Consider the following 26,363-nt stretch of genomic DNA (forward strand, 5'->3'; position numbering starts at 1 on the left):
GGCGGGGCCGGGGGGGGCCGGCTCCCGGCCGCCGGGGGGGGCGACCCCCCCCGGGGGGGCGGTGGCGGGGCCCCCGGGCGCGGCCACCGCCGCGCGAGCCGTTCTCGTGGTCGCCGATCGCGGAATGCAGGACTTCCGCCACCGCGGGCGAACAGCCCATCGGACACAGCCCCCTCCCCCGCCGAACATTCATCAACCCCACTCCCGTCATAAGAGTTAACTATCATCATGAATGCCGGCTGCATACCGGAAGCGCAGTCCTGTACTTGCACGGCGGAGCCGGACCGCGCACGATGGCCGGCATCGCGACCGCGCTCTCCGAGCACGCCTATGGGATCGCCCCGACCCACCCCTGCGCAGCGGCCGCGGGCGAGGGCGCTCCGCCCTGCGGCTTGCCGCGTCGATACCGACTTTGAATGCACTCGAACTGACTGTCATGCTTTTTTGGGCGGCCCGGCTGGACGAATGCCCGGAATCTCCGATATATACTGCGCGGGTACCGCAGGAGTATCGGATGGGGGCCGTCTTTCCGCTGATCGAAACCAAGGCTGGACCGTTGAATCCAGAGACAATCCTTTTATCTGTCTTCACCCCGGAGGGCAGGGAGAATCCCTATCCGGCCCTGGCCGGACTTCGGAAGGTGGCGCCGGTCTACCATGATGAAAAAATCGGCTCATATTTCTTGACCACTTTCGCAGGCTGTCAATCGGCTCTCACCGGTCCCGACTTCCTGGTGCCCGACCGGGAATGGTGCGAGCGGAGAATTCCGGAAGGCCTGGGCCGCCCGGCCGCCGACTTCTTCTACTCCTCGATGCTGGCCACCAACCACGCCGCCCATGATCGGCTCCGCCACCTGGTGGTCCGGGAGTTGAGCGCCCGCCGGGTCGCAGCACTGCGGGTCAGGGCGGAGGAGCTCGGCGCCGAACTGCTGGACGCCTTCGCGGAGACCGCCGCCGGTGGCGCGGCCGCCGACTTCCACGAGCTGGTCGCGCTGCCCCTTCCGATCGCGATGGTCGGCGAGCTGATCGGCGTGCCGCGCGCGGACCAGCAGGGCCTGGCCCTGCTCGGTGACGATGCCGCCCGGCTGCTGGAGCCCGTCCGCGCCCCGGAGGACTGGGCCCGGGCCGACCGGGGCGTGACAGGGCTGCGGGAGTACTTCGGCGGGCTGCTGCACGAACGCCGTTCCCGGCCCGCTGACGACCTCGCCTCGGCCCTGGCGGTCCGGCCCACGCCGGACGGCACCGGGCTGACGGACGGCGAACTCGTCGATGTGCTGGTCCTGATGTTCGCCGCCGGCTTCGAGACCACCGTCGCGATGCTCGGGATGGCGGTGCACGCACTGCTCAGCCATCCCGAGCAGTGGGCCCTGCTGCGGAGTCGGCCCGCGCTGGTGCCGGCCGCACTGGAGGAGTCGCTGCGCTGGGACGCACCGGTGCCGATGACGGAACGGATCACGGCACGGGCCACCGAGGTCGCCGGGGTAGCCCTGCCGGCCGGAGCCAGCGTCATCACGGTGATGGCGGCCGCCCACCGGGACCCCGAGGCGTTCGCGGACCCGGACGCCTTCCTGATCGAGCGGACGGACGGCCGGGTGCTGAGCTTCAGCGCGGGCGCGCACTACTGCGTGGGCGCCGCGCTGGCCCGGCTGGAAGGAGCGGTGCTGCTGCGCCAACTCCTGCACCGCTTACCGCGACTGACATCGGCCGGCCCGCCGACCCGGCGTACCGGCGACGGCCTGCGCGGCTTCACCCGCCTCCCGCTGGCCCTGGCCGGCTGACCCGCCCCCGTAGTCCCGATCACCGTCCTTGGAGGAACCGGTCCCGTGTACTTCCTGCAACGCGAACGTGCCGTCCTGGAGGCCCACCTGCCCGGCTTGGACGCCGCTCTGGCAGCCCACCCCCTGGAGCGCCTGGAGAGCTCGCCCAGTCCGGCGATCGGCGCGTTCCGCGCCGCCGGCGGCCCCGGCCTGCTGGTGCCCCGTGCCCTGGGCGGCAAGGGCGTGAGCGCCCTGGAGGCGGTGCGCGTCCAGCGCGCGGTCGGGGCCCGCTGTCCCTCGCTGGCGGTGGCCACCACGATGCACCACTTCTCGGTGGCCGGACTGGTCCGCTCCGCCGCCCCGGGCGCTCCGGAGGAGCAGTTGCTCGCCTCGATCGCCGCCGACGGCCTGCTCCTGGCGTCGGCCTTCGCGGAGGGCCGGGCCGGTCAGAACATCCTCAAGCCGCACATCACCGCCCGTCGCCGGGGGGAGCGGGTGGTGCTGAACGGCAGCAAGATGCCGTGCAGCCTGTCCCGTTCGATGGACCTGCTGACGGCTTCGGTGCTGCTCGCGGACGAGGACGGCGTCGAGCGGCTGGCCGTCGCGCTGGTCCCCGCCGCAACGCCGGGCATCGAGGTACGGCCGTTCTGGCGCAACACGGTGCTGGCCGGTGCCGAGAGCGAGGAGGTGGTGCTGACCGAGGTCGAGGTGGACCAGGAGATGGTCCTGGTCACCGAGGTCACGGCCGACGCGGTGCCGGACGACCTCAACACCGCGGGTTTCCTCTGGTTCGAGTTGCTGCTGACGGCCGGCTACCTGGGCGTGGCCAGTGCGCTGGTGGAGCGGGTGCTGACCAAGCCCGGCGGACCACCGCAGGACCCGACCGGGCCCCTGGTGGACGTGGAGGCCGCGATGCTCGCGGTGGAGTCGGTGGCCCGCGCGATGGCGGACCGCGACCAGCCCTGGGACGACAGCCTGCTGGTGCGCGCGCTGACGGCCCGCTACGCGGCGGAGGACGCCATCGCCCGTACCACCCGCGGCTGCCTGGCCGCCCTGGGCGGCATGGCCTTCGTCGGCTCGACCGAGGGCAGCTACCTGGCCTCGGCGGCGGGGGCTCTGGGCTTCCACCCGCCCGCCCGGGGACGGATGGCCGGCCCGCTGCGCGAGTACCTCGACGGCCGTCCGCTGCGGATCGGATGACGGGCGTGGGAGCCGGGGCAGGCTACCGGGTCGAGGTGGTGCGCGGCGTCGACGCACTCCCGGAGGGGTTGTGGGAGCGCCTGGCACCGGCGGACGACCCGATGTGGTCGCGCGACGTGCTGCGCGCGATGGAAGCGTCCGCGATCGGCCCGGACGGGTACGCCCACCTGGTGCTCCGCCAGGACGCCCCAGGGGAGACGGAGGCGCTCGCGGTGCTGCCGGTCAGCCTGTTCTCCCGGCTGCGGCTGGACGACGTACTCGGGGCCGACGACCGGCGCCGCCTCGCTCCGTTTCGGCGCCTGCTCCCCGGGCTCCTGCGGGTGCCCATGATGTTCTGCGGCCACCTGCTGGGCCAGGGACACCTGCTGACCGACCGGCAACTGCCGTCGCCGGCCATCGACGCCCTGGTCGGCGGGGCACTGGCGCTGGCCCGCCGCACGGGCCTGGGCACCGTGGTGTTCAAGGACTTCGCGCCCGCCGAACTGGCGGTGCTGCGGCCGTCCCTGGCAGGCGCCGGCTTCTTCTTCCTGCCCGCCCTCCCGGACACCGAACTCCGCTTGGGCCCGGGAGGGTTCGAGGACTACCTGACCCGCCTGCCCGCCAAGGCGCGGCGCAACGCGCGCAGCAAACTGCGCCGTGCGGCGGCCTGGCCCGGGCTGCGGACGGAGGTGCTGGAGGACTTCGCGCACCTGCTCCCGGAGATGCTCGGCCTGTACCGGCAGGTGATGGAGCGGGCCGAGCAGCGGCTGGACGTTCTGGACGCCGACTTCCTGGCCGCCGTCCACGCCGGGCAGCCGGCCGGGCGCCGGCTGGTGGCCTGCTTCGAGGGCGAGCGGCTGGTGGCCTTCCTCCTGTGCCTGTTCGCCGGGACGGGCGCCACCGGGGCCCGGATCGGCCTGGACTACCGGATCGCCCACGAGGCCGGCCTCTACCACGCGGTGCACCACGCGGCGATCCGGCTGGCCATCGACGCGGGGTGCACCCACATCCGGTTCGCCCAGACCGCTTACCAGCCGAAGGTCGAACTCGGCTGCGACCTCGTCGAGCAGTGGTACGCGATGACGCACCTCCGCCCGCTGCGCCGGGCTCTGCTGCGCCGGGTGCTGCCACCGGCCCTGACGGCCGCGAGGGCGAAGGCCCTGGGACCGCACGCGGCCGAGCACCTCCCCCCGTCCTCCCCCGAACCGAAGAGGTTGTCCCGTGCCGCACGTTGAGGTGGAACTGCCGATCGCCGCGCCGCCGGAGCTGGTCTGGGCGGCGGTGGTGGACGTGGAGTCGTACCAGCACTGCATGGAGAGCGTGGACGAGGTGGTGGTGGTCGAGCGGACCGACGAACGCCACCGCACCACCGCCTGGTCGGTGCGGCTGGAGGGATCGGTGCTGCGGTGGACCGAGGCGGAGGTGATCGACCCGGCGGCCCGGCGCTTCGACTTCCGCCAGCTCACCGGAGACCTCGGCGAGTTCTCCGGGCACTGGGTGGTCAAGGAGGCGGCCGACGGCGGCAGCCTCGTGGAGCTCTGCGCCGACTTCGACATCGGCATCCCACTGCTCGCGGAGATGCTCAACCCGATCGCGGCCGACGCACTGCGGGAGAACGCCGAGCAGATGCTGACCGCACTGCGCGGCCGGCTCGTCCCGGCCGCGGCGGTGACCCGGTGACGCCGACCGCCGCGACCGAGGTGTTCGACCAGGTGCGCCGGCACCTGTCCGGGAAGCTCGCGCTGACCGGCGGTTTCGCCGGGCGCGGCGCGGTCGAGACGACCGCCGAAGGCTCCAGGGTGACCCTGTCCGACGGGCGCCGGGTGCTGGACTTCGGCTCGTACGCCGTCACCCTGCTCGGCCACCGGCACCCCGAGGTGCTCGCCGCCGTCCGCCGGCAGCTGGACACCATGCCCACCGCCACCCGCAGCCTGACCAACCCGGTGGCAGCCGCCGCGGCCGGCCGGCTGGCGGCACACCTCGGAAACGCCCTGCCGAAGGTCCACTTCGGGCTGAACGGCTCGGACGCGGTGGAGGTCGCCGTCAAACTGGCCCGGCTGGCGACCGGCCGGGAACGGGTGCTCGCGGTGCGCGGCGGCTTCCACGGGAAGTCGCTCGGCGCCCTGGCCCTGACGCACAGCCCGCTCTACCGGGTGGGTCTGCGCGGCTGCACCGTGGAGGTGGCGCACCTGGACCCGCAGGACGCGCGGGCCGTCGCCCGGGAGCTGGCCGCGGGACCGGTGGCCGCTCTGGTGTTCGAGCCGGTCCAGGGGGAGAACGGCGCGGTGCCGCTCCCGGTGGAGGTGCTGCGCCAGTGGTGCGCGGCGGCGGCGGAGCACGGCGCGATGGTGATCGCCGACGAGATCCAGTGCGGCCTGCGCCGCTGCGGCGAGCCCTCGCTCGCGCTGGCCGAGGGCCTGCCGGTGGACGGCGTGCTGCTGGGCAAGCCGCTCGGCGGCGGCGTGGTCCCGCTGTCGGCCCTGGTGTGCTCGGAGCGGCTGTACGCGCCGCTGGAAGCCGATCCGTTCCTGCACTCCGCGACCTTCGGCGGACACCCGCTGAGCTGCGCGGCCCTGCCGCCCGCACTGGAGGCGATGGACCGCCTGGCCGGGCATGGCCGGGCCCTCTCCACCCTGCTCGACTCCGGCCTGGCGCACCTGTCGGCCCGCCACCCGGAGACGGTGCGCGAGGTGCGGGGGCGGGGCCTGCTGCGCGGCGTCGACCTGGACACGCCCGCCCACGCGGGCGCGATGGTGCTCGAACTCGCCGCCCGCGGCCTGCTGGTCTCCCCCTGTCTGGGCCGCCCGACCACCATCCGGCTGCTGCCGCCGCTGGTGGCCACCGAGGCCGAGCTCGCCGAAGCGTTCGGCGTCCTGGACGAGGCCCTCACCGCCGTGTCCGCCCGATGAACCCCGCACCATCAGGAAGGACGGACATGCCCACACGTGAGGAACTGGCCCTGGTGGTCAGGACGACGATCTCGGACGTGCTCGGCACGGAGGTGGACGAGGTGCACGAGCGCACCAGCCTGTTGGCCGACTACGGCATCGACAGCCTGGAGCTGATGGAGATCGGCTCCCGCCTGGAGCGCGCGCTGGCCCTGCGGATCGAGGTCGAGGACCTGACCCGGGCCGAGGACGTCGGCCAGGCGATCGACCTGCTCACGCTCCGCACGGCGGAGGCCCGGTGACGGCGAACCGGGATTCCAGGCGTCCGGACGGCGGCCACCGGGTGGCGGTCACCGGGATCGGGGTGAAGTGCCCGGCGGGCACCGGCGTGCAGGAGGCCTACGAGTCGGTGCTCAAGGCCCGACCCACCGCCGGGGTGGTCGACCTCCTGGTGGAACGGGGCGTCTCGGTGCACATCGCCTCGCTCGTGCCGCCGTTCGACGTCGACGCGTACCTGACCCGCCGTGAGGCCCGGCAGATCGACCGGGCCGCGACCCTGCTGCTGTGCGCGGCCTCCGACGCCGTGGCCGCGGCGGGCCTCACCGATGGCGGCGGCCCGCCGCCGGAGCGGGTGGGCGTGCAGATCGGCACCGGCATGGGCGGTCTGGCCAGCATGGAGCAGGTGACCACCGACCACTGGGACAGCCCCGGCGGCCTGCCGGTGCACACCGTGCCGCGCACCATGGCGAACTCGGCGGCCTCCCGTCTGGCCCTGCGCTACGGCTTCCGGGGTGCCTGCACCACGTACTCGTCGGCGTGCGCCAGCGGCACCACCGCGATCGGCGAGGCGGCCCGGCGGGTCCGCTACGGCGAGCTGGACGCTGCGGTGGCGGGGGGAGTGGACGCGCCGGTGACCACGGTGATCGTCGGCGCCTTCGCGAAGATGCGGGCGATGTCGGCCCGCAACGGCGAACCGGCCCTGGCCAGCCGCCCGTTCGACGCGGACCGGGACGGCTTCGTGATGGCCGAGGGGGCCGCCGTCCTGGTACTGGAGAGCTGGGACGCCGCCCTGGCGAGGGGCGCCACGATCCTGGGCGAGGTGGCGGGGTACGCGGACAACTGCGACGCCTTCCACATCGTCGCCCCGATCGACGACGGCGAGATGGCGGCCCGCTGCATGCAACGCGCGATCACCGACGCGGGACTGGTCCCGGCCGACATCGGCCACGTCAACGCCCACGGCACCTCGACGGTGCTCAACGACCGGGCGGAGGCGCGGGCGATCGAACGCTGCTTCGGCGCCGGGACACTGCCCGTGACCGCGATGAAGGGCGTGACGGGCCATCTGATCGGCGGCTCCGGAGCGCTGGAGGCAGCACTCGGCCTGCTCTGCGCGACCCGGGGCGAGGTACCGCCGATCGCGAACCTCCGCAGCAGCCCGGAGGCCGACCTGGTGGACCTGGTCCGCACCGCGCCACGCAGCATCGCGCCGGCGCCCGTCCTCTCCAACTCCTTCGGGTTCGGCGGCCAGAACGCCTGCCTGGTGCTCGCCCCCGCCTGACCTTCTCCGATTCCCCTTCTCGCCCCGGGACACCCCATGCGAATCCTCTTGACCGGCGCGACCGGCGTGGTCGGCACCGAGGTCAGCGGCCTGCTGCGGGCGGCGGGCCACACCCTGGTCCCGGTGGCCCGCCGGGCCACCGCCGAGACGCCGCTCTCCTGGCGGATGGGCGCCGAACCCCCACCGGCCGAGGTGGCCGGCCACTGGGACGTGATCGTGCACGCCGCGGCCACCACCCGCTGGACCCTCACCCGCCCCCAGGCCGTCGCCGCCAACCTGGAGCCGCTGCGCGCGGTGCTCGCCCTGGCGGACCGGGAGACCCACCTGGTGCACGTCTCGACCGCCTACGTCGGCGGCACCCGCAACGCCGGCGACCTGCGCGGCGCCCAGTTCGAGGGCTACCGCAACGGCTACGAGTGGTCCAAGGCCCGCTGCGAGGACCTGGCCCGGGCCGAGCACTCCGGACCGCTCACCGTGGTCCGCCCGCCGTTGGTCGTCGGCCGCAGCGGGGACGGGCGGATCGCCCGCTTCTCCGGTCCCTACACGATCCTGCAGGCCCTGGTCTCCGGTCTGGCCGCCGTCGTGGTCGGCGACCCGGACGGCTACGCCGAGATCAGCCCCGTCGACCAGGTCGCCGAAGTGATCGCGGCCGCCGCCCTGACCGAGCCCCCGCCCACCCCGCGCACCGAGGTGATCGCCGCGGGGCCGTCCTGCCTGACGCTCTCCGCCCTGCTGAACGTCATCTGCGACACCCTCGACTCCCACCGCGCCGCCCACGGAGCCGCCCCGGTGCAGCGCCCGCCCCTCGTCCCGACAGAACGCTGGAACCGCTTCTTCCTCCCCCTGGTGGACCATCACCTCTCCCCGTTCCAGGCCCAAGCCGTCAAACTGCTCGCGATGTTCCAGAGCTACACCTCGATGACCGAGCCCTTCACCCCGACCCACCCGGTCACCGATCCCGCCACCGTGATGGCCACCGCCGTCCGCCACTGGGCCGAAGCCAAGCCCCGCCTCGCCCTGGGCCGCCCGCAGCCGTGGACCGCCTTCACCACCGCCTCCTGACCCGGCGCCACTGCGAACTCCACGTACGCGAAGGACCGGCGGCCGAGGTCTGGCGGCTCCTCCCGCACGTGCCGCAACCAGCGGGTGGGTTGGGCCGATCATCCAGTCGACGTGTGCCCACCGTCGGCCAAGGAGGATGCCACCGCGACGCTGGACGGAGCCGCCCCCCGGTCAGCCCGCCCGCACCACTCAGCGGGCGTCCCCGCATCAGGCCGCGGTGGCCGGCTCCAGCGCCGCCAGCACCTCGGCGCGGCTGGGCGCGCCGACGGAGTGATGGGTGACGTGGCCCTGCCCGTCGAGCACCAGCACGGTCGGCGTCCGCAGCACGTCCAGGCGGCGGACGAGGTCGAGCCGTGCTTCGGCGTCGATCTCGACCAGCCGCACCCCGGGACGCTCCCCCGCCACCTTGCCGAGCAGCCGCCGCGTACCCGGGCAGGCGGCGCAGAACGAGGTGGAGAACTGCACCAGCGTCGCCTGCTCGCCCAGCGGCTCGCCGAGGTCGCGGCCGGTCAGCCGCACCGCGCTGCCCGCCCGCCCCCGCTTCATCCTGCCGTCCCGCGCGGCCCGGAAGAGGCCGAACGCCGTCGCCGCGACCAGCACCGCGACCAGGACCAGCAGTCCCGTCAGCGTGCTCATGAACGCGCCTGCGCCGAAGCGCCGCCCACCCGGGCGCGTCCGCGCACGACCAGCAGGTACACCTCGCAGCCCAGGCAGTAGCCGAAGGCCGCGTTGAGGAAGGCCGCGGCGAGCGCCAGCGCGGTCGCGGCCGCGCCGAGCCAGAGCGCGCCGCACAGGTAGCCGACGGTGCCGACCACGGCGAAGGCGAGGCCGACGGCCTGCGCGAACCGGGGCGGCCGCTCGTCCTCCAGCCCGGTCGGCGGACCCAGGCGCGGGCGCACCAGCCGCCGGTAGAGGAGGCCGTAGGGCGAGAAGCGCAGGCCGAGAAGGGCGCCCAGCGCGAAGACGGCGGCCTGCGCGGCCAGCAGCGCACCGCTGCCCGTCACCAGGACGACAGCGAGGACCACGCTGGTCAGGATCGCGGCGAAACGCGGGCCGCGGGGATCGATGCCGGCGGGAGCGGGGGTGGTGCGGGACGTACCGGGGCTGCCGAAAGGCATGTCGGGACTCCGGGGGTTCGAGGTTCCTGGGGTGGGCGGGTGTCAGGAACGACGACACGCAGCGGACCACACCCGACCGAAGTCGATGTGGTCCCGGGTCACCAGGAAGGTCTCGTGAGGCACGGCTCCATTGCAACAGCCGCGCACGCCGCAGGTCAACGGCCGGATCATCAGCTCTGTTGGCTCCGATGGGCGGCGACGCGTACCCGGGTGCCGCAGCGGGTCGAGCAGTAGCGCTGTGGTGAGCGGCGCCCGGTGTCGACGAAGTAGCGGTCGCAGCCGGGTGCCGCGCAGCGGCCCCAGGCGCAGTAGCCGCGTTCGCTGAGCCAGAGTGCCAGGGCGAGGGCGGCGGTGGACAGCAGCCAGTGAGCAGGTTGCGCGTTCGTGGGGGGCCGGGCGTGGAGCGACCAGGGGCGGTGCGGGAGCCGGACCAGGCGGGGCTGGGCGGGGTACTGGTCGAGCAGGGCGTTGATGGCGTCGGCGGCCTGGTCTGCGTCCTTGATGTCCAGGATGCCGGCGATGGTCGCGGTGGCTTCGCGCATCGCCTGGATTGGAGCGCCGGTGAGTGGGACGGGTGCGCCGCCGTGCCGTTCCACCAGGTCCGTGAGGGCGGCTGCGGTGAGCCCGGTCCCGTCCTGGCCGGTGTTGACCAGGTCGATCAGGAAGTGCAGACCGCGTGGGTTGTCGTCGCTGAAGCCCTGCTGCATGTGTGCCTGCCTCCGGTTGCGGGTCGAGTTCAACCCCATGGTAACGTCTAAATTGAATTTATTCGTTACATCGGGTGGCATCAGCCCGTGGAAAGAGGTCGCCATGGCCGTATTGCAGACGTCCGTGCTGGTCGTCGGGGGCGGGCCGGTCGGCTTGACGCTGTCGGCTCTGCTGTCCGGGTACGGGGTGGACCATGTGCTGGTCGAGACGCACCCCACGACCTCTCGCCACCCCAAGGCCCGGGGCATCTCGGCCCGCTCCATGGAGATCTTCCGGCGCATCGGCCTGGAGGAGCAGGTCCGCGGGGCGGGCCTGCCGGCCGAGCAGGTCTACTTCTACCGCGGCCGCGACCTGGTCGATCCCGACTTCGTCCGCACCGGCCTCGCCCGGCAACCCGACAACGACGACGGTGACGAGCACACCCCGTCGCCGGGGATCATCTGCTCCCAGGACGCGCTGGAGCCGGTCCTGCTCCGCCGCGCCGTCGAGCTGGCCGGCGCGCGGATCCGGTTCGGGAGGCGCCTGGTCTCCTTCACGGACGACGGCCTGGGGGTTCTGGCCGTCGTCGAGGACGCGGACACCGGTTCCCGGTACCAGGTGCGCGCGGACTGGCTCGTCGGCTGCGACGGAGCCGCGAGCACCGTGCGCAACGGGGCGGGGATCCCCATGGCGGGCCCCACCGGGCTGGGCCGCTACCTGAGCATCCGCTTCGAGGCACCGCTCGGCCAGGTCGTGGCAGACCGCGCCAGCGCCTCGTACTTCCTCACCACTCCCGGGCGGGGCGGGTTCATGGCCGTCGACAACGACCGCCACTGGATCTACCAGTACCCGCTTCCCACGGACACACCCGAGCCGGACCCGTCCGCCCCGGACCCGTCCGACCACCGGCACCTGGTGGGGCTCATCCGCACCGCCGCCGGAATCCCCGACCTGGACGTGACGGTCCGCGACACGATGACCTGGCGGATGGACGCCCAGCTCGCCACCGCCTACCGCCGCTCACGCGTGCTGCTGGCAGGCGACGCCGCCCACGTCATCCCGCCCACCGGCGGGCACGGCATGAACACCGGCATCGGCGACGTGGACAACCTCGCCTGGAAACTCGCGGCCGTCACCACCGGATACGCGGGCGACGCCCTGCTGGACAGCTACGAAGCCGAACGCCGTCCCGTCGCCCGCCAGGTGATCGACATCTCCATGGCGAACGCCCAGAACCGGGCCGGCTACCGCATCGACGACGAGCTCCTCCTGACCGCCACCTACCAATCGACTGCGATCCTCCCCGACCCCGACACCGCGCCCATACAGACCGGGCTCAGCCCGGACGGCTACCGCCCGGGCTGCCACCCGGGACAGCGCCTACCCCATGTCCGCCTCACCGGCGGCGACGCAGGCGTGACATCGACCCTCGACCTCGTCGGCCCCGGCTTCACCCTGCTCACCGCGACCTACGACCCGGCTTGGCGAGGGCAGGCCGAGACCGTGCAGCAGACAGGAATCCCCCTCGCGTTCCAGGCCGTGAACACCGCCGGCCGCAGGGAGGCCTCCCCTGGGCTTTGGGGGCGTCTGGTCGGCATCGGCGGCGCTCCGGGCGCCGTCCTGGTCCGCCCGGACGGGCACGTGGCCTGGCGCGGCACCGACCCGGCAGTAGACCTCCAGGCTGTCCTGCGGCGCGTCCTTTCCTCCTGACGGCGGTGCCTGCCGCTGCGGACCTGCTTCCCCGGAGGTCGTGCGCAGGGTCGGGCGTGTAGGCGGGTGAAGGTACGTGGAGCTGCTCGGCGGTGTAGTCGCCGAACCGGAGCACGTTCTCACGCCGGTACGGGCTGGGCTCCGAGCTGTGGTGCCGGAACCCGCCGCCGTTGGTCGTGATCGGTCGACGAGTTCGCCGAGCAGGCCGTCCCGGGGAGAGGAAGCCGGGCTTCGACCATGAGCACGGTCATCCCCGTGTCCGTCCAGGTCTCGCGCTCCTCTCCTGCTGCCCGACAGGCGGCCCGACCTTGTGCCAAAGGCCTGGCTTCGCGGTCCGTACCACGTGCCCGGCCCTGGCCATCCGTGACGATGAGGACCTGAGGCACCGGCGCAACATCAGGGACACGGACGCGACGGACACCGCTGCTGCCGTAGGCGCTCGTTTCCGTGCCGGTGATCGCGTTGACCCCGAGGATCTTCGTGAGCCGATTCCGACGCCGTCCAGGGCCGCCACAGGAATCTCGTGGATCGAACTGCCCAGCCAGCAAGCACAGTTACTTGTCACCTGGTTCGCCGTTCGTCAACGGCACCCCAACGCGGTGGGTCGAGCACGTTGCGGATGTGGGTGGCGATGTGCAGGTTGAGGCGCGTCTCGACGACGCCGAGGTCGTGGCCGGTGATCTCGCCGATGCGCTGGAGGCGGTAGCGGACCGTGCTGCGGTGGATGCGGAGCATCTCAGAGGTCGCGTCGTAGCTGCAGCCGCTCTCCAGGTAGCGCGAGAGTGTCATGACCAGCTCGGTGTGGTGCTGGGCGTCGTAGTCCAGCAGCCGGCCCAGCCATAGGTGGACGAAGAGGTCTGCTTCCCGCTCGCCTCCGCCGGTGCCCATCATGCGACACAGGCCCAGCTCGTCGAAGGCGGTGCTGCCGTACGGGTCCTGGGAACGGCGGCGGACAGCGAGGGCACGGACGGCCTCGTCGTAGGAGTGCGGCAGATCGGCGAGGTCCTCGCACCGGCCGCCGACCCCGATCGCGCCTGCTCCGGTGCCCAGGCCCTCTGAGACGGCCTCGTACAGCTCATCGTCCGGATGACGCGGGTCCTCACCGGCCATCAGGACGACCGCTGTCGCGCCACGAGAGCCGATGAGCACGTCCCGGCGCAACCGCTCCGCCGCCCGTGCCACCGCGTCGCAGAGCACGGCCCCCTCGGGTGCCCCCGGCCACTCCAGTACGGCGACTTTGTGCGGCCGGTGCAGGTCGTGGCCCAGGGCCGCTGCCTGGGTGAAGGCGTCCTCGGTCCCCTCACCTGAGACCAGCCGATCGACCAGGTCGCGGCGCAGCTGGGGCTCCAGCTCAACCAGTCTGCGCTCGTGGAAGAGAAGAGGAGCCAGCACCCGAGCTGCCTGTTCGAGCGCCGAGGCGTCCCCTTCCGCCGCCCGCCGGCCCGGATCGTCCAGCACGACGACACCGAGCAGGTCTCCCGCCATCTCTATGGGCATGACCAGCCGGCCACGGTCCCGGACGGCGCCGGGCCGGCGCCTCGCGCGGTGCATCAGGGCGTCCCGGCGCCGGTTCTCCGACTCGGGGCGGGTTCCGCTGCCGACCCCGGGCTGGGGGCCACCCCCGCGGGGACCCGCCCAGGTGCGCGGGTTGCCGAAGCAGTCCTCGGTGAGGGCCGCGAATCCTGTGTGCTCGTGAAGGGTCTGGAGGATTCCCGCCTCGCCCCTGCCGGAGACGGCGGCGCGGGAGAGCGCGTCATAGGTGGCAAGCCGCGCGGCCAGGGCGGAGGCAGTTCTCCTGCCGAGATCCACGGTGGTCGAGCCGTCCTCGGGCTCCGGCAGGTTCCCGGTATCGGACCGGTCCCCGCTGCCCGGCATGTGTCCCGACCCGGTGGCCGGCTCGCCCCGGCGCCCGGTAAGGCGCGCGAGGACGATCCCGGTCTGCCGCGCGAGCAGACCGGTCAGAGCGGTCTCCTCGGCCGAGGGCGTGGTCGGGGACCGGACGACGAGATAGCCGAGGCAGGCTTCCCGGTACCGCAGTGCGATGGCCCACACCCGCAGTCCGCCCGGCTCCTGCAGGTGGTGGCTGCGGCCGTTCAGAGAGTCGATCCGCCGGTCGAGCCGGTCGGCGGCCACCACGTCGGCAGCGGCTGCTTCACCCGGGGCTTCGCCGGCCGGGCCCCCCTCGGGTTCCCGCGCCGGATGCCCCGGCCTGGCGGCCGAGGAGGAAGCCACCCGGCGTGGTGAGCAGCGCCGCGCCAGACCGTTGTGGACGGCATAGGCCGCTTCGGCGATGAAAGTGCCGGTGGCTGTGATCGCCGCCATGGCCTCCCACAGCACCTCGCGCTCGTCCTCACCGTCGAGCATGACCGACATCAGGCGTAGCAGGTCGTGTTGCGCGGCCGCCGACTGCGGGATGGGGCGCAGAGGAGCGGTGGTCGGAGAAGGCACAGCGTCCATAGCAGGTCCATGTGCGGCTCGACAGCGGCCTCCCTGGCTACACGGTACGCCGCCCGGGACGCGTTCCACGACGAACCCGTTTCGGTCCCTGTCCTCGGGGACGGGAACCGCGGCGCGGATTGGTCCTGCCGAGGCGAGGAAGTGCGCCGCGTACCGCGCGAGGCTGCTCGTGGGCACGCCGTCCGTTCGCCTGGCTGCCCGCCGATCGGTCCCGCGTCGCGACGGAGGAGATTCCCATGGCGAAGGCAGTTGGCATCGATCTCGGCACCACCAACTCGGTCATCGCGGTCTGGGAGGGCGGTGAGCCCTCGGTCGTCCCGAATGCGGAGGGGGCCAGGACGACCCCGTCGGTGGTCGCCTTCTCCGATGACGGCCAGCGGCTGGTCGGTCAGCTCGCGCGCCGGCAGTCGATCCTCAACCCCAAAGGCACCATCACCTCCGCGAAGCGGTTCATCGGACGTCGCTACGACGAGATCTCCGACGAGGCCAAGGCGGTCTCCTTCGACGTGGTCGAGGGGCCCGGCGGAGTGGCCCGTTTCGAGGTGAGGGGAAAGCAGTACGCGCCGGAGGAGGTCAGCGCGCAGGTGCTGCGCAAGCTCGCCGACGACGCCGGGAAGTCGCTCGGCGAGAAGGTGACCGAGGCGGTCATCACCGTACCCGCCTACTTCAACGACGCCCAGCGCCAGGCCACCAAGGACGCCGGGAGGATCGCCGGCCTCGACGTGCTGCGGATCATCAACGAGCCGACCGCCGCGGCGCTGGCCTACGGGCTGGACAAGAAGGGCCACGAGACGGTCATGGTCTTCGACCTCGGCGGCGGCACGTTCGACGTCAGCCTGCTGGACGTCGGCGACGGTGTGGTGGAGGTCCGCGCCACGGCCGGCGACTCCCACCTGGGCGGCGACGATTTCGACCGCCGTCTGGTGGACCACTTGGCGGACGGCTTCCAGAAGGCCGAGGGCATCGACCTGCGCAAGGACCCGCAGGCTCTGCAGCGGCTGTTCGAGGCGGCCGAGAAGGCGAAGACCGAGCTGAGTTCGGTCAGCCAGACCCAGGTGAGCCTGCCGTTCATCACGGCGGACGCCTCCGGGCCGAAGCACCTCACCGAGACGGTCCGCCGCTCCACCTTCGAGCAGATCACGTCGGACCTGGTGGAGCGCTGCCTCGAGCCGGTCAGGACCGCGATGGGCGACGCCAAGGTCACCGACAACGACATCGACGAGGTCATCCTCGTCGGCGGCTCGACCCGTATCCCGGCCGTGCAGAACCTGGTCCGCCGGCTGACCGGCGGCAAGGACCCGAACATGAGCGTCAACCCCGACGAGGTCGTGGCGCTGGGCGCCGCCGTCCAGGCCGGCGTGCTCAAGGGTGAGGTCAAGGACGTCCTGCTGCTGGACGTCACCCCGCTGTCGCTGGGCGTGGAGACAGCCGGCGGCGTGATGACCAAGATCATCGATCGGAACACCACCATCCCCGCCCGCCGGTCCGAGACCTTCTCGACGGCTGAGGACAACCAGCCGGCCGTGGACATCGTCGTGCTCCAGGGCGAACGCGAGCTGGCCGCCGACAACCGGGTGCTGGGCCGCTTCCGGTTGGAGAACCTGCGGCCGGCCCGGCGCGGGGAGACCCAGATCGAGGTTACCTTCGACATCGACGCCAACGGCATCCTCAAGGTCAGCGCCAAGGACCGGGACACCGGCGCCGAGCAGTCGATCACCATCAGTGAGGGCTCCAACCTCGACCCCTCCGAGGTCGAGCGGATGATCAACGAGGCCGAGAGCAACCGGACCAGCGACCTGGCCCTGCGCGAGGCCATCGACGCCCGCAACGAGCTCGACGCCGCCGCGTACCAGGTGGAGCGCCGGTTGGACGACCTCGGCGACGCGGCTCCGGAGCACGAGCGCGCCCGCGCCCGACTGCTCGTCGACGAGGCCCGTTCCGCCGTCAAGGAGGAGGCGCCGACGGAACGGGCCCGGAGCCTGGCCTCCGAACTCCAGCAGATCCATGCGGCGCTGGCCGCCCACGCCGCCGGAGCGGGCGGAGCCGGGGGTGGAGCCCAGCCCGGTGCGGCGGCGCCCGGCCAGGGTCCCGAGGGCGGCTCTCCGAGGGGTGACGACGACGTCATCGATGCCGACTTCGACAGGAGCTGAGGCGGCGACATGTCCGATCAGGAACAGACGCGTCCCGCCGAGGACCGCTCCCCTCCCGAGCCCGGGCGGACGCCCCCCGAGCGGACGCCTGCACCGCAGACGATCCCGCGGGCCCCCGCGGCCGGGGAGCAGGAGCAGCCGCCCCGCCGCCCCGAGGCCGAGGAGCTGGAGGATCGGTGGCGGCGAGCCCTCGCCGACCTCGACAACCTCCGCAAGCGTCACGCCCGTGAGCTTCCCCGGGAACGGGAGGCTGAGCGGGCCAAGGTGGCCGCCGCGTTCCTCCCGGTCGTCGACAACCTCGAACTGGCCCTCGCCCACGCGGGCGCCGGCGACCCCGGCACGATCATCAGCGGAGTCCGGGCGGTGCGCGACCAGGCCGTCGAGGTGCTGCGAAGCCTCGGCTACCCCCGGTACGACGAGACCGGCGTCCCCTTCCACCCCGAGCAGCACGAGGTGGTGTCCGTGGTGGACGAGCCGGACACGACGGCGGGCACCGTCGTCCAGGTGCTGCGGCCCGGGTACGGCGAACCCGGCCGCCGGCTGCGGCCGGCCGCGGTGGCGGTCAGCCGCAAGCAGGAGTGACGCGGCCATGGCAGACGACTACTACGAGGTACTGGGCGTCCCCCGAACCGCCGACGCCGCGGACATCCAGCAGGCGTTCCGTACCCTGGCCCGCCGCTACCACCCGGACGTCAACCGTGATCCGGCCGCAGAGGAGCGCTTCAAGCAGATCAACGAGGCGTACAGCGTGCTGTCCGACCCCGACACCCGGTCCCGCTACGACCGGTTCGGCCCCGACTTCCGGCAGATTCCGGAGGACTACGACGAGCGTGTCGCGGCTGCCCAGGGCTTCGGCGGCGGAGCCGGCGCGTACCGCGGCGGTCCCTTCGGAGGCACCCGAGGCGCCGACCGGGCAGGCGCCCGGGCCTGGACGGAGACCGGCTTCGGCACCTCCGGCGTGGACTTCGAAGATCTTTTCGGAGGTATGTTCGGCGGCCGGGCGGGGGGCGCCGGACGGGGCAGTCCGATCCCCGGCGCGGACCAGGAGGCCGAACTCACGCTCAGTGTGGAGGAGGCCTATCACGGCGGCCGGCGGAAGATCACCCTCGGAGGTCCCGGCGGGGAACGCAGCTACGACGTCACCATCCCGGCGGGCGTCGTCGACGGGCAGCGCATTCGGCTCGCGGGTGAGGGCGGCCGGGGCCGGGGCCCGGGTTCCGCCGGGGATCTCTATCTGGTGGTCCGCATCGCCCCCCATCCCCGCTACCGGCTCGTCGGGCGCGACATCCACGTCGAACTGCCGGTTACCGCCTGGGAGGCCGCGCTGGGGGCGACGGTGCCGGTCTCCGGTCCGGGCGGGACGGTCAAGGTGCATGTGCCGCCCGGTACCTCCACCGGCCGAAGGCTCCGGTTGCGCAGCGAGGGGATGCCCGACCCCAAAGGTTCCCCCGGCCACCTCTACGCCGAAATCCAGGTGATGGTGCCGCCCTCGCCCAGCCCGCGCGAGCGCGAGTTGTTCGAGGAACTGGCCGCCGTCTCCTCCTTCGACCCGAGGAAGCAGTCATGAGAGCCGAGCAGCGTCCTCCCGCCGAAGGCACCGACCGGCCCGGCACCAGGGCCGCCTATCCCCTGGTGCGGGTCTACCGAACCAGCCCCTATCAGCTCCCCTTGGTCGGAGTGGCCGGCAGGAGCGGACTGCCGCCCGAACTCGTCAGCCGCTTCGTCGCCCTCGGGCTGGTGGACGCCGAGCGTGATGCCCGGGGCCTGCTGTGGTTCCGGCCGAGCGCGCCGTCGGCCCTCGCCCGGGTGCAGCGGCTGCGGACCGGACTGGGCCTCAACTACGCGGCCATCGGCGTCGTCCTGGACCTGCTCGACCGCATCGAACGCCTGGAAACCGCACTGCGGCGCAGCGAACGAGCCGCCAAGGAGCCCCCACCATGGACATGAACCGCCTCACCCAGAAGTCCCAGGAAGCGCTGCAGGAAGCGCAGAGCGTCGCGGTACGCATGGGCCAGACCGAAGTCGACGGGGAGCATCTGCTGCTGGCCCTGCTCGATCAGCAGGACGGCCTGACCACCCGTCTGCTGGCCGGTGCCGGCGCAGACCCGGCAGCCCTGCGGGCCGCCGTCGAGGCCGATCTCGCCAAGCGTCCGCGCACGACCGGTCCGGGTGCCGCCCCCGGCCGAGTGATGGTGACCCAGCGGCTGGCCCGACTGCTCGACACCGCGGAGCAGGAGGCCAAGCGGCTCAAGGACGAGTACGTCTCCACCGAGCACCTGGTGCTGGCCCTGGTGGACGAGGGGTCGACCACCAGTGCCGGCCGGCGGCTCGGCGAACAGGGCGTCACCAAGGACTCCTTCCTCACCGCCCTCACCACAGTGCGCGGGAATCAACGGGTCACCTCGGCCAATCCCGAGGAAGCGTACGAGGCCCTCGAGAAGTACGGGCGCGACCTCGTCGTCGAGGCCCGCAGCGGTCGCCTCGACCCGGTGATCGGGCGTGACGCGGAGATCCGGCGGGTGATCCAGATCCTCAGCCGCAAGAGCAAGAACAACCCGGTGCTGATCGGCGAACCGGGCGTCGGCAAGACCGCCATCGTGGAGGGCCTGGCCCAGCGGATCGTGCGCGGCGACGTGCCGGAAGGGCTGCGGGACAAGACGGTGTTCTCGCTCGACATGGGCTCGCTGGTGGCCGGCGCGAAATACCGCGGCGAGTTCGAGGAGCGCCTCAAGGCCGTACTGTCCGAGGTCAAGGGGGCCGAGGGCCGGATCCTGCTGTTCGTGGACGAGCTGCACACCGTCGTCGGGGCCGGCGCCGCCGAGGGCGCGATGGACGCGGGCAACATGCTCAAGCCGATGCTGGCGCGCGGCGAGCTGCACATGATCGGCGCCACCACGCTGGACGAGTACCGCAAGCACATCGAGTCCGACGCGGCCCTGGAACGGCGTTTCCAGACCGTCCAGGTGGACGAGCCGACCGTCGAGGACGCGATCTCCATCCTGCGCGGCATCCGGGAGCGCCTGGAGATCTTCCACGGCGTCAAGATCCAGGACGGCGCGCTGGTCGCTGCCGCCACCCTCAGCCACCGCTACATCAGCGACCGCTTCCTCCCGGACAAGGCCATCGACCTGGTCGACGAGGCCTGCGCGCGGCTGCGGACCGAGATCGACTCCATGCCCGCCGAACTCGACGAACTCACCCGCCGGGCCACCCGGCTGGAGATCGAGGAGGCCGCACTGGACCTTGAAACCGACCCGGCCAGCCGCGCCCGCCTGGAGGACCTGCGACGTGAACTGGCCGACCTGCGCGGCGAGGTGGACGCCAAACACGCCCAGTGGGAGGCCGAGCGCCAGGCCATCCGCAAGGTCCAGGAACTGCGCCAGAAACTGGAACACGCCCGGCAGGAGGCCGAGCAGGCCGAACGGGCCTACGATCTCAACCGGGCCGCCCAACTGCGCTACGGAACCGTCAGCGAACTGGAGCGCCGGCTGGCCGCCGAGGAGGAACAGCTCGCCAACAAGCAGGGCGAGAGCCGGATGCTGCGTGAAGTGGTGACCGCCGAGGAGATCGCCGAGATCGTCTCCGCGTGGACCGGCATCCCCGTCACCCGGCTCCAGGAGGGCGAGCGGCAGAAGCTGCTCAAGTTGGACGAGATCCTGCGCGAGCGGGTCGTGGGCCAGGACGAGGCCGTCCGACTCGTCGCCGACGCGGTGATCCGGGCCCGCTCCGGGGTGCGCGACCCGCGCCGGCCGATCGGCTCGTTCATCTTCCTCGGCCCGACCGGCGTCGGGAAGACCGAGCTGGCCAAGACGCTGGCCGCCGCCTTGTTCGACAGCGAGAGCAACATGATCCGCCTCGACATGAGCGAGTACCAGGAACGGCACACCGTCAGCCGCCTGGTCGGCGCGCCCCCCGGATACGTCGGCTACGAGGAGGGCGGCCAGCTGACCGAGTCGGTGCGTCGCAAGCCGTACTCGGTCGTCCTGTTCGACGAGATCGAGAAGGCGCACGCCGACGTCTTCAACACGCTGCTCCAGGTGCTGGACGACGGCAGGATCACCGACGCGCAGGGCCGTACCGTCGACTTCCGCAACACCGTCATCATCATGACCTCGAACCTGGGCTCCCAGCATCTGCTCCAGGACGCCACCCAGGCCGGCGAGATCAAGCCCGAGGTGCGGGACCTGGTGATGGGCGAACTCAACGGCCACTTCCGGCCCGAGTTCCTCAACCGGGTGGACGACATCGTGCTCTTCCACCCGCTCGGCATCGCGCAGATCGAGCGCATCGTGGACCTGCTGCTGGAGGACCTGCGCCACCGCCTCGCCGAGCAGCGGATCGACCTGGTACTCACCGAGGACGCCCGCCGGCTGATCGCGGCCGAGGGCTACGACCCGGTCTACGGCGCCCGGCCGCTGCGCCGCTTCATCGCCCACGAGGTCGAGACCAGGATCGGCCGGGCCTTGCTCAGCGGCGAGGCACGCGAAGGCGTGACCGTCCTGGTCGACGCCCGAGCCGCCGAACTGACCGTCACCCTCCAGGAAGAGCTACAGGAGCGGTAATGACCACTTCCCCAGAAGGCCGCGCCGCCGGCCGGAGCCCTGAGGGCGGTACCGAAGGCTCCGGGGCCTCGCCGCCGACGGTCGCCTGTACCAACTGCGGCCGGACCAACCGTGTACCCGCCGCGGCGGAGGGCAGCCCGCGCTGCGGAAACTGCCGGGCCCCGCTGCCGTGGATCGCCGAAGCGGGCGACGCCGACTTCGGGGAGGTCGCCGAGCAGGCGAGCCTGCCCGTGCTCGTCGATCTCTGGGCCACCTGGTGCGGTCCCTGCCGCATGGTGAGCCCGGCCCTCGAACGGGTCGCCAAGGACCTGGCCGGCCGGATCAAGCTCGTGAAGGTCGACATCGACAAGTCGCCGGCCCTGGCGCGGCGGTTCGAGGTCCAAGCCGTACCCACCCTGCTGATCCTCGACCACGGCAGGCCCGTCGCCCGCCAGACCGGAGCAGCGCCCGCCAACGCGCTGCGCCGGTGGGTGGACGAGTCACTGTCGGCGTCCCACGGACCGGCCGAGCCCACCTCCCGGAGGCCGCGATGACCAGCCTTCCCGACCCGCACCTGTCCATGGTCCGGCCCGTGGCGCCCAGAACACCGCAGGGCTGCGAGGACTGCCTGCGCACGGGGACTCCGTGGCTGCACCTGCGCCTGTGCCTGACCTGCGGCCACGTCGGCTGCTGCGACTCCTCGCCGATGCGGCACGCCCGCGCCCACGCAGCGACCGACGGGCACCCGATCGTCCGGTCGTTCGAGCCCGGCGAGGACTGGCGCTGGTGTTTCGTACACGAGGCGATGGCCTGAGAAGGGAGTGAATCGTGCCGATGCTCACGCCGACAGCCGATGTCCACGGCGCCTATCCGCTGCTGTCGGACGACCAGATCGCGATCCTGAGATCCTGCGGACAGGTGCGGCCGGTCCGCGAGGGGGAACGGCTCTACCGGGCGGGCGACCCCAGCGCGGAGTTCTACGTGGTCCTCAGCGGCACGGTGGCCGTGGTCGAAGGCCACGGCGAGCAGGAGCAGGTCGTCCACCTGCACGATGCACACAGCTTCCTCGGCGAACTCGGCGTACTGGAGGGCCAGACCGCCCTCCTCAGCGCGGTGGTGACCACGCCTGGCGAGGTTCTCGCGGTGGCTCTGTCCGCCCTGCGCGACCTGCTCAGCCGGGAACCCGCGCTCGGCGACGTGATCCTCCGGGCCTACCTGCTGCGCCGCACGATGCTGGCCGGCGCGGGCGCCGGCTTCCGTATCATCGGCTCCGCCTTCTCCCCCGACACCCGGCGGCTGCTGGACTTCGCCGCCCGCAACCGACTCCCGCACCGCTGGGCCGATCTGGAGAAGGACACCGAGGCCGAGTCGCTGCTGACGCGTCTTGGCATCGCTCCGGAGGACACTCCGATCGTCGTCTGGCACGAGTACCGGGTGCTGCGCAATCCCTCCAACGCCGAACTCGCCCAGGTGATCGGGCTGCGGACCGAGACCCTCGCGAGGGCTGTCTGCGACCTCATGGTGGTCGGCGCGGGGCCCGGAGGCCTGGCCGCCGCAGTGTACGGCGCCTCCGAGGGGCTCTCCACCGTCGTCCTGGACGCGGTGGCGACCGGAGGCCAGGCCGGTACGTCCTCCCGGATCGAGAACTACCTCGGTTTCCCCGCGGGGATCTCCGGCATGGAGCTCGCCGAACGCGCCGTCGTGCAGGCCACCCGGTTCGGCGCCCGGATCACCGTCCCCGCCGAGGCCGCCGGCCTCGAACAGCGCGACGGCGCGAACGTCGTGCACCTCGCCGACGGCAGCACGGTCGCCGCCAACAACGTGGTGGTGGCCACCGGCGCTCGCTACCGGCGGCTGACCGCCCGCGGCGTCGAGCGGTTCGAGGGGTTCGGGGTCCACTACGCCGCCACCCTCTGGGAGGCACGGGCCTGCCGTCTCGACCCGGTGGCCGTCGTCGGCGGCGGCAACTCCGCCGGCCAGGCAGCCCTGTTCATGGCGCGCCAGTCGCCCGCCGTGCATCTGCTGGTCCGCGGCGGGGACCTGGACCACAGCATGTCCCGTTACCTGATCGACCGGATCGAGCAGCACCCACAGATCCACGTCCGGCTGCATACCGAGGTCCACGAGGTCACCGGCGAGGACCGGGTCGAAGCCGTCGTCGTCCAGGACAACCGCACCCGAGAGCAGCAGGTGCTGGAGGCCCGTGCCCTCTTCATCTTCATCGGTGCGCGCCCTGCCACCTCCTGGCTCGCCGGCACCGTCACGCTGGACCCGCGCGGCTTCATTCCGACCGGGCAGGACGTGGCCCATGCGGCAGCGGACCTCTGGAAGCCCCTGGGCCGCGCCCCCCTGGCCCTGGAGACCGGCCTGCCGGGGGTCTTCGCCGTCGGGGACGTCCGCAGCGGCTCGGTCAAGCGGGTGGCCTCCGCGGTAGGCGAGGGTGCCATGGCCGTCCGCCTGGCCCACGAGCACCTCCAGGAGGTGAGGCCACCCGTCATCCGATGACCTCAGCTCCATCGACGCGAGAAAGGACAAGTGCCATGCCCGTCATGGGTATTCCCAAGTTCGAGCGCTTCTTCCGCGCAGCCGCCGGCCTCGATGTCCACAAGAACGACCTCAAGCGCTACAACGACTTCGTGGACGCCAAGCTCTACGACCTCTTTCTCATCGGCACGGCCAATGCCAAGGCCAACAACCGGGACATCATCGAGCCGCAGGACCTCCCCGTCACCAAGGGCCTGCAGGAGAGTATCCACGCCTTCGAAAAGCTGGACGAGGGCATCGAACTACGCCCCCTGCTCGACCAGCTCGCCGCCCGCCCGGCCCTCGGCATGGAGGCCGCCGAGGACACCCAGCAGCGGCTGCCCGTCCTGGCCGGCGGCCTCAGCGTCGCCCTCGCCCGCGCCCTCAAAACCATCGCCCGCGACAGCCGCCGCCCCTCCACGGACCAGTGGGACGAGGCCTTCGAACTCTTCGACCTGCTGATCTGAGCGGGCATCCACCAGGCCGGTGGTTCCGTCGGCCTCGCCGGGCCCGCGCGGGTACCCGAGATGATCGGCAGGACATCCCGTTTCGCAAGTACCCATAGCCTGACTTACCGGTACTGCCGTAGGCACTCGTTTCTGTGCCGGGGACCGCGTTGACGCTGAGGATCCTCATGAGCCGGGTCCCGCCCCCGTGAACCAGTGGGGTGTACTAGTAGTACACCCCACTGGTGCGTATCATGCGTACATGCCTCTTCCTCGTTTCGACCGCCTGCCCGCGGAACGCCGGGAGCACATCCTGGGCGTCGCACGGCGGCACTTCGCCGAGCACGGCGCCGAAGGCGCCTCCTACAACAAGATCATCGAGGCCGCGGGAGTCTCCAAGACCGCCGCCTACCACTACTTCGACGGCCGGGAGGACCTGCTCGCCGCAGTCCTCGACGGAGTCCTCGACCGACTGCTGGACGCCCTCGGCCCCTGGGACCCGGCCCGTGACGAGGAGGACTTCGGCGCCCGGTTCACCGGTGGATCCGCCGCCCTCGCCGCCCACCTGACGGACCACCCCGAGGACCTGGCCCTCGCCGACGCCGCCATCGGGCGCAGCGACGGAAGCCTGTGGCTCGACTGGTTCGGCGCCCTGGTCACGGACGGCCGTCGGCTCGGGATCATCCGCACCGATGTGGACCACGCACTGATGGTGTCGGCGACCGCCGCCGTCGTCCGGGCCGCGGACGCCTGGGCCGTGGCACTGATGACGCGCGGATCCCTCGAAGGCCTCCCGGAGGACGACCCCCGGGACCAGCTGTGGAGCCTCCTGCGCGGCCTGTGGGGTGCAGCGGCGACCGCGGCCCCCGGACAGGAGCCGAACGATGCGCACTGACCTGAGGATCTCCTGGGAGATACCGGCCACCCCGGCCGGCCTCGCCGGCCGCCTGGAACGGTTCATGGGCCCGGGCAAGTCCCGCTCCGAGTCCGCGGTGGAGACCATCGGCCTCCTCGGCTGCGCCCTGCTGCTGGCCGCCGGACTGTGGCGCTCGGGAGCCGCACGCGACTGGTCGACCGGGCAACTCGTCGTGGTCGCCCTGGCCGGGCTCGACCTGATCGGCGGGGTCCTGACCAACGCCACCAACGCCGCGAAGCGTTGGTACCACCGGGCCGACCCGGCGGCGCGGCGCGCCCGGCTGCTGTTCGTCTCGGCGCACCTGGTCCACCTCGCCGCGATGGGGCTGTACGTCCTCTCCGGGGACCTCGCCTGGACCTCGGCGAATGCCGCGCTGCTCCTCGGCGGGGCGGTGGCGGTGGAGTTCGCGCCCGTCCACCTCAGGCGGCCCGCGGCGATGGCGGTGTTGATGGCAGCCGTCCTGGTCAACCTGTTCTGGCTGCCGGTGCCGGCCGCGCTTGCCTGGTTCGCACCACTGTTCTTCCTCAAACTGCTCGTCTGCCACCTCGTGCCCGAGGCGCCCCTTGAGCGGGGTCGGGATGTCTGAGGACCCGGCCGCCGCGGCCTCCCGCCGGATCGACACCGACCCCGACCCCGCCGCCTGCGCCGATCTGCTGGCCACCGCGTTCGCCCGGGAGCCGGCCGTCTCCTGGATCTGCGGCGGCGCGCACTCCGCCCGCGCTCGCTGGTTCCGCGCCACCCTGCACACCCACGCCGGCCTCGCCGGGGCCCGCCGTACGGCCCTGGTGGACACCGACGGACGGCTCCTGGCGGCAGCCGTCCTGACCCCGCCGGGCGCGACCCCGCCCGCCGGCGCCCGCGCGCTCTGGGCAGCCCGGACCCTACTGGGCAGCGGGCCGCAAACCCTCGGCCGGACCCTGCGCTATCTGGACGCCACCGAGGGCAGGGCTCCCGCGGGGGCCTGGACCCTGGAGTTCGTCGGGGTCCGCCCGGACCTCACCGGCCGCGGAGTGGGCCGCACCCTCCTGGACCACGTCCTGACGACGACGCCGGGAGCAGTCCACCTGACCACGGCGGACCCGGCGAACGTCCCCCTGTACCGCCGCTTCGGCTTCACCACGCTCGGCGAGATCCCGCTGGGACCGCTGACCGTCACATCGATGGCCCGCGTACCGCGTCGGCAGCAGGACTTCGACGTTGCCTGAACACCCTTGTCGGCATTGCTTGTCGGCAGGTTCTGCACGTGCCGGTCCAGCAGGCCAGGAGGTCCTGGATCCGGTCGAGGACCTGGTAGGAGCTCAGGCCGCGGGGGCGGGGCGCAGCGGTGGCGGCGCGGGGGGGGGTGGGCGGGGGTGAGCCCCCCATAGGG

The 26,363-nt window shown here is 72.4% G+C and carries 25 protein-coding genes; 21 read left to right on the forward strand and 4 right to left on the reverse strand.

What is annotated here, in order from left to right; genetic code table 11:
* Nucleotides 1–682 precede the first annotated feature (682 nt).
* From ABTY61_RS34885 to ABTY61_RS34920, 8 genes are read left to right on the forward strand one after another with little or no spacing between them, the layout of a single operon-like run.
* Entirely contained in the window at nucleotides 683–1,777 is a 1,095-nt protein-coding gene (locus ABTY61_RS34885; RefSeq protein WP_350509185.1) for a cytochrome P450, read from the forward strand.
* Between the two features lie 45 nt (nucleotides 1,778–1,822).
* Nucleotides 1,823–2,956, forward strand: a complete 1,134-nt coding sequence (locus ABTY61_RS34890; RefSeq protein ID WP_350509186.1) for an acyl-CoA dehydrogenase family protein — start codon at nucleotides 1,823–1,825, stop codon at nucleotides 2,954–2,956.
* Nucleotides 2,953–4,170 (forward strand): GNAT family N-acetyltransferase, encoded by a 1,218-nt coding sequence (locus tag ABTY61_RS34895; RefSeq protein WP_502895484.1) that lies wholly within the window; start codon nucleotides 2,953–2,955, stop codon nucleotides 4,168–4,170. Before ABTY61_RS34890 ends, ABTY61_RS34895 begins: the two co-directional genes overlap by 4 nt.
* Nucleotides 4,157–4,615 carry a type II toxin-antitoxin system RatA family toxin gene (locus tag ABTY61_RS34900; protein ID WP_350509188.1) on the forward strand — a complete coding sequence of 153 codons (459 nt, stop codon included), beginning with the start codon at nucleotides 4,157–4,159 and terminating at the stop codon, nucleotides 4,613–4,615. Before ABTY61_RS34895 ends, ABTY61_RS34900 begins: the two co-directional genes overlap by 14 nt.
* On the forward strand, nucleotides 4,612–5,844 hold the full coding sequence (locus tag ABTY61_RS34905) for an aspartate aminotransferase family protein (RefSeq protein ID WP_350509189.1): 1,233 nt from the start codon (nucleotides 4,612–4,614) through the stop codon (nucleotides 5,842–5,844). Before ABTY61_RS34900 ends, ABTY61_RS34905 begins: the two co-directional genes overlap by 4 nt.
* 26 nt (nucleotides 5,845–5,870) lie before the next feature.
* Nucleotides 5,871–6,125 (forward strand): acyl carrier protein, encoded by a 255-nt coding sequence (locus tag ABTY61_RS34910; RefSeq protein ID WP_350509190.1) that lies wholly within the window; start codon nucleotides 5,871–5,873, stop codon nucleotides 6,123–6,125.
* Nucleotides 6,122–7,384 carry a beta-ketoacyl-[acyl-carrier-protein] synthase family protein gene (locus ABTY61_RS34915; protein ID WP_350509191.1) on the forward strand — a complete coding sequence of 421 codons (1,263 nt, stop codon included), beginning with the start codon at nucleotides 6,122–6,124 and terminating at the stop codon, nucleotides 7,382–7,384. The genes ABTY61_RS34910 and ABTY61_RS34915 overlap by 4 nt, the downstream gene beginning before the upstream one ends.
* A 36-nt stretch (nucleotides 7,385–7,420) precedes the next feature.
* Nucleotides 7,421–8,446, forward strand: a complete 1,026-nt coding sequence (locus ABTY61_RS34920; protein ID WP_350509192.1) for an SDR family oxidoreductase — start codon at nucleotides 7,421–7,423, stop codon at nucleotides 8,444–8,446.
* A gap of 207 nt (nucleotides 8,447–8,653) precedes the next feature.
* On the opposite strand, the gene ABTY61_RS34925 is transcribed toward ABTY61_RS34920, so the two are convergent.
* From ABTY61_RS34925 to ABTY61_RS34935, 3 genes are all read right to left on the reverse strand, one after another.
* Nucleotides 8,654–9,073: a TlpA family protein disulfide reductase gene (locus tag ABTY61_RS34925; RefSeq protein WP_350509209.1), complete on the reverse strand. Its 420-nt coding sequence runs from the start codon at nucleotides 9,071–9,073 to the stop codon at nucleotides 8,654–8,656.
* 5 nt (nucleotides 9,074–9,078) lie between these two features.
* Entirely contained in the window at nucleotides 9,079–9,564 is a 486-nt protein-coding gene (locus tag ABTY61_RS34930; RefSeq protein ID WP_350509193.1) for a DUF4395 domain-containing protein, read from the reverse strand.
* Nucleotides 9,565–9,734: 170 nt separating this feature from the next.
* Nucleotides 9,735–10,271, reverse strand: coding sequence for a CGNR zinc finger domain-containing protein (locus tag ABTY61_RS34935; protein ID WP_350509194.1), 537 nt, complete (start codon nucleotides 10,269–10,271; stop codon nucleotides 9,735–9,737).
* A gap of 103 nt (nucleotides 10,272–10,374) precedes the next feature.
* Here ABTY61_RS34935 and ABTY61_RS34940 point away from each other — a divergent pair, with 103 nt between their 5' ends.
* Nucleotides 10,375–11,961 carry an FAD-dependent monooxygenase gene (locus ABTY61_RS34940; protein WP_350509195.1) on the forward strand — a complete coding sequence of 529 codons (1,587 nt, stop codon included), beginning with the start codon at nucleotides 10,375–10,377 and terminating at the stop codon, nucleotides 11,959–11,961.
* Nucleotides 11,962–12,522: 561 nt separating this feature from the next.
* On the opposite strand, the gene ABTY61_RS34945 is transcribed toward ABTY61_RS34940, so the two are convergent.
* Nucleotides 12,523–14,418, reverse strand: a complete 1,896-nt coding sequence (locus ABTY61_RS34945; RefSeq protein ID WP_350509196.1) for a PucR family transcriptional regulator — start codon at nucleotides 14,416–14,418, stop codon at nucleotides 12,523–12,525.
* A 236-nt stretch (nucleotides 14,419–14,654) separates the two neighbouring features.
* Between ABTY61_RS34945 and dnaK the strand changes: the two genes are divergently transcribed.
* The 12 genes from dnaK (at nucleotide 14,655) to ABTY61_RS35005 (ending at nucleotide 26,199) form a co-directional block, all read left to right on the forward strand.
* On the forward strand, nucleotides 14,655–16,568 hold the full coding sequence (gene dnaK, locus ABTY61_RS34950; RefSeq protein WP_350509197.1) for a molecular chaperone DnaK: 1,914 nt from the start codon (nucleotides 14,655–14,657) through the stop codon (nucleotides 16,566–16,568).
* A gap of 9 nt (nucleotides 16,569–16,577) precedes the next feature.
* Nucleotides 16,578–17,150 (forward strand): nucleotide exchange factor GrpE, encoded by a 573-nt coding sequence (locus ABTY61_RS34955; protein WP_350509198.1) that lies wholly within the window; start codon nucleotides 16,578–16,580, stop codon nucleotides 17,148–17,150.
* A gap of 7 nt (nucleotides 17,151–17,157) precedes the next feature.
* Complete coding sequence (locus ABTY61_RS34960; protein ID WP_350509199.1) at nucleotides 17,158–18,135, forward strand: DnaJ C-terminal domain-containing protein; 978 nt, start codon at nucleotides 17,158–17,160, stop codon at nucleotides 18,133–18,135.
* The gene (locus ABTY61_RS34965) at nucleotides 18,132–18,515 is read left to right on the forward strand and encodes a chaperone modulator CbpM (protein WP_350509200.1); all 384 of its coding nucleotides are present in this window, start codon (nucleotides 18,132–18,134) and stop codon (nucleotides 18,513–18,515) included. Before ABTY61_RS34960 ends, ABTY61_RS34965 begins: the two co-directional genes overlap by 4 nt.
* Nucleotides 18,506–21,130, forward strand: coding sequence for an ATP-dependent chaperone ClpB (gene clpB, locus ABTY61_RS34970; RefSeq protein ID WP_350509201.1), 2,625 nt, complete (start codon nucleotides 18,506–18,508; stop codon nucleotides 21,128–21,130). Before ABTY61_RS34965 ends, clpB begins: the two co-directional genes overlap by 10 nt.
* Nucleotides 21,130–21,663, forward strand: a complete 534-nt coding sequence (trxA, locus tag ABTY61_RS34975; RefSeq protein WP_350509202.1) for a thioredoxin — start codon at nucleotides 21,130–21,132, stop codon at nucleotides 21,661–21,663. Before clpB ends, trxA begins: the two co-directional genes overlap by 1 nt.
* Nucleotides 21,660–21,923, forward strand: coding sequence for a UBP-type zinc finger domain-containing protein (locus ABTY61_RS34980; protein ID WP_350509203.1), 264 nt, complete (start codon nucleotides 21,660–21,662; stop codon nucleotides 21,921–21,923). Before trxA ends, ABTY61_RS34980 begins: the two co-directional genes overlap by 4 nt.
* A gap of 20 nt (nucleotides 21,924–21,943) precedes the next feature.
* Nucleotides 21,944–23,614, forward strand: coding sequence for an FAD-dependent oxidoreductase (locus tag ABTY61_RS34985; protein WP_350509210.1), 1,671 nt, complete (start codon nucleotides 21,944–21,946; stop codon nucleotides 23,612–23,614).
* Nucleotides 23,615–23,658: 44 nt separating this feature from the next.
* Nucleotides 23,659–24,099, forward strand: a complete 441-nt coding sequence (locus ABTY61_RS34990; RefSeq protein WP_350509204.1) for a DUF1931 family protein — start codon at nucleotides 23,659–23,661, stop codon at nucleotides 24,097–24,099.
* A 241-nt stretch (nucleotides 24,100–24,340) separates the two neighbouring features.
* Nucleotides 24,341–24,973 carry a TetR/AcrR family transcriptional regulator gene (locus ABTY61_RS34995; RefSeq protein ID WP_350509205.1) on the forward strand — a complete coding sequence of 211 codons (633 nt, stop codon included), beginning with the start codon at nucleotides 24,341–24,343 and terminating at the stop codon, nucleotides 24,971–24,973.
* The gene (locus ABTY61_RS35000) at nucleotides 24,963–25,580 is read left to right on the forward strand and encodes a hypothetical protein (protein WP_350509206.1); all 618 of its coding nucleotides are present in this window, start codon (nucleotides 24,963–24,965) and stop codon (nucleotides 25,578–25,580) included. Before ABTY61_RS34995 ends, ABTY61_RS35000 begins: the two co-directional genes overlap by 11 nt.
* Complete coding sequence (locus ABTY61_RS35005) at nucleotides 25,573–26,199, forward strand: GNAT family N-acetyltransferase (RefSeq protein WP_350509207.1); 627 nt, start codon at nucleotides 25,573–25,575, stop codon at nucleotides 26,197–26,199. The genes ABTY61_RS35000 and ABTY61_RS35005 overlap by 8 nt, the downstream gene beginning before the upstream one ends.
* Nucleotides 26,200–26,363 lie beyond the last annotated feature (164 nt).

Source organism: Kitasatospora sp. NPDC096128, from assembly GCF_040303105.1.
In the GTDB taxonomy this organism is placed as follows: Bacteria; Actinomycetota; Actinomycetes; order Streptomycetales; family Streptomycetaceae; genus Kitasatospora.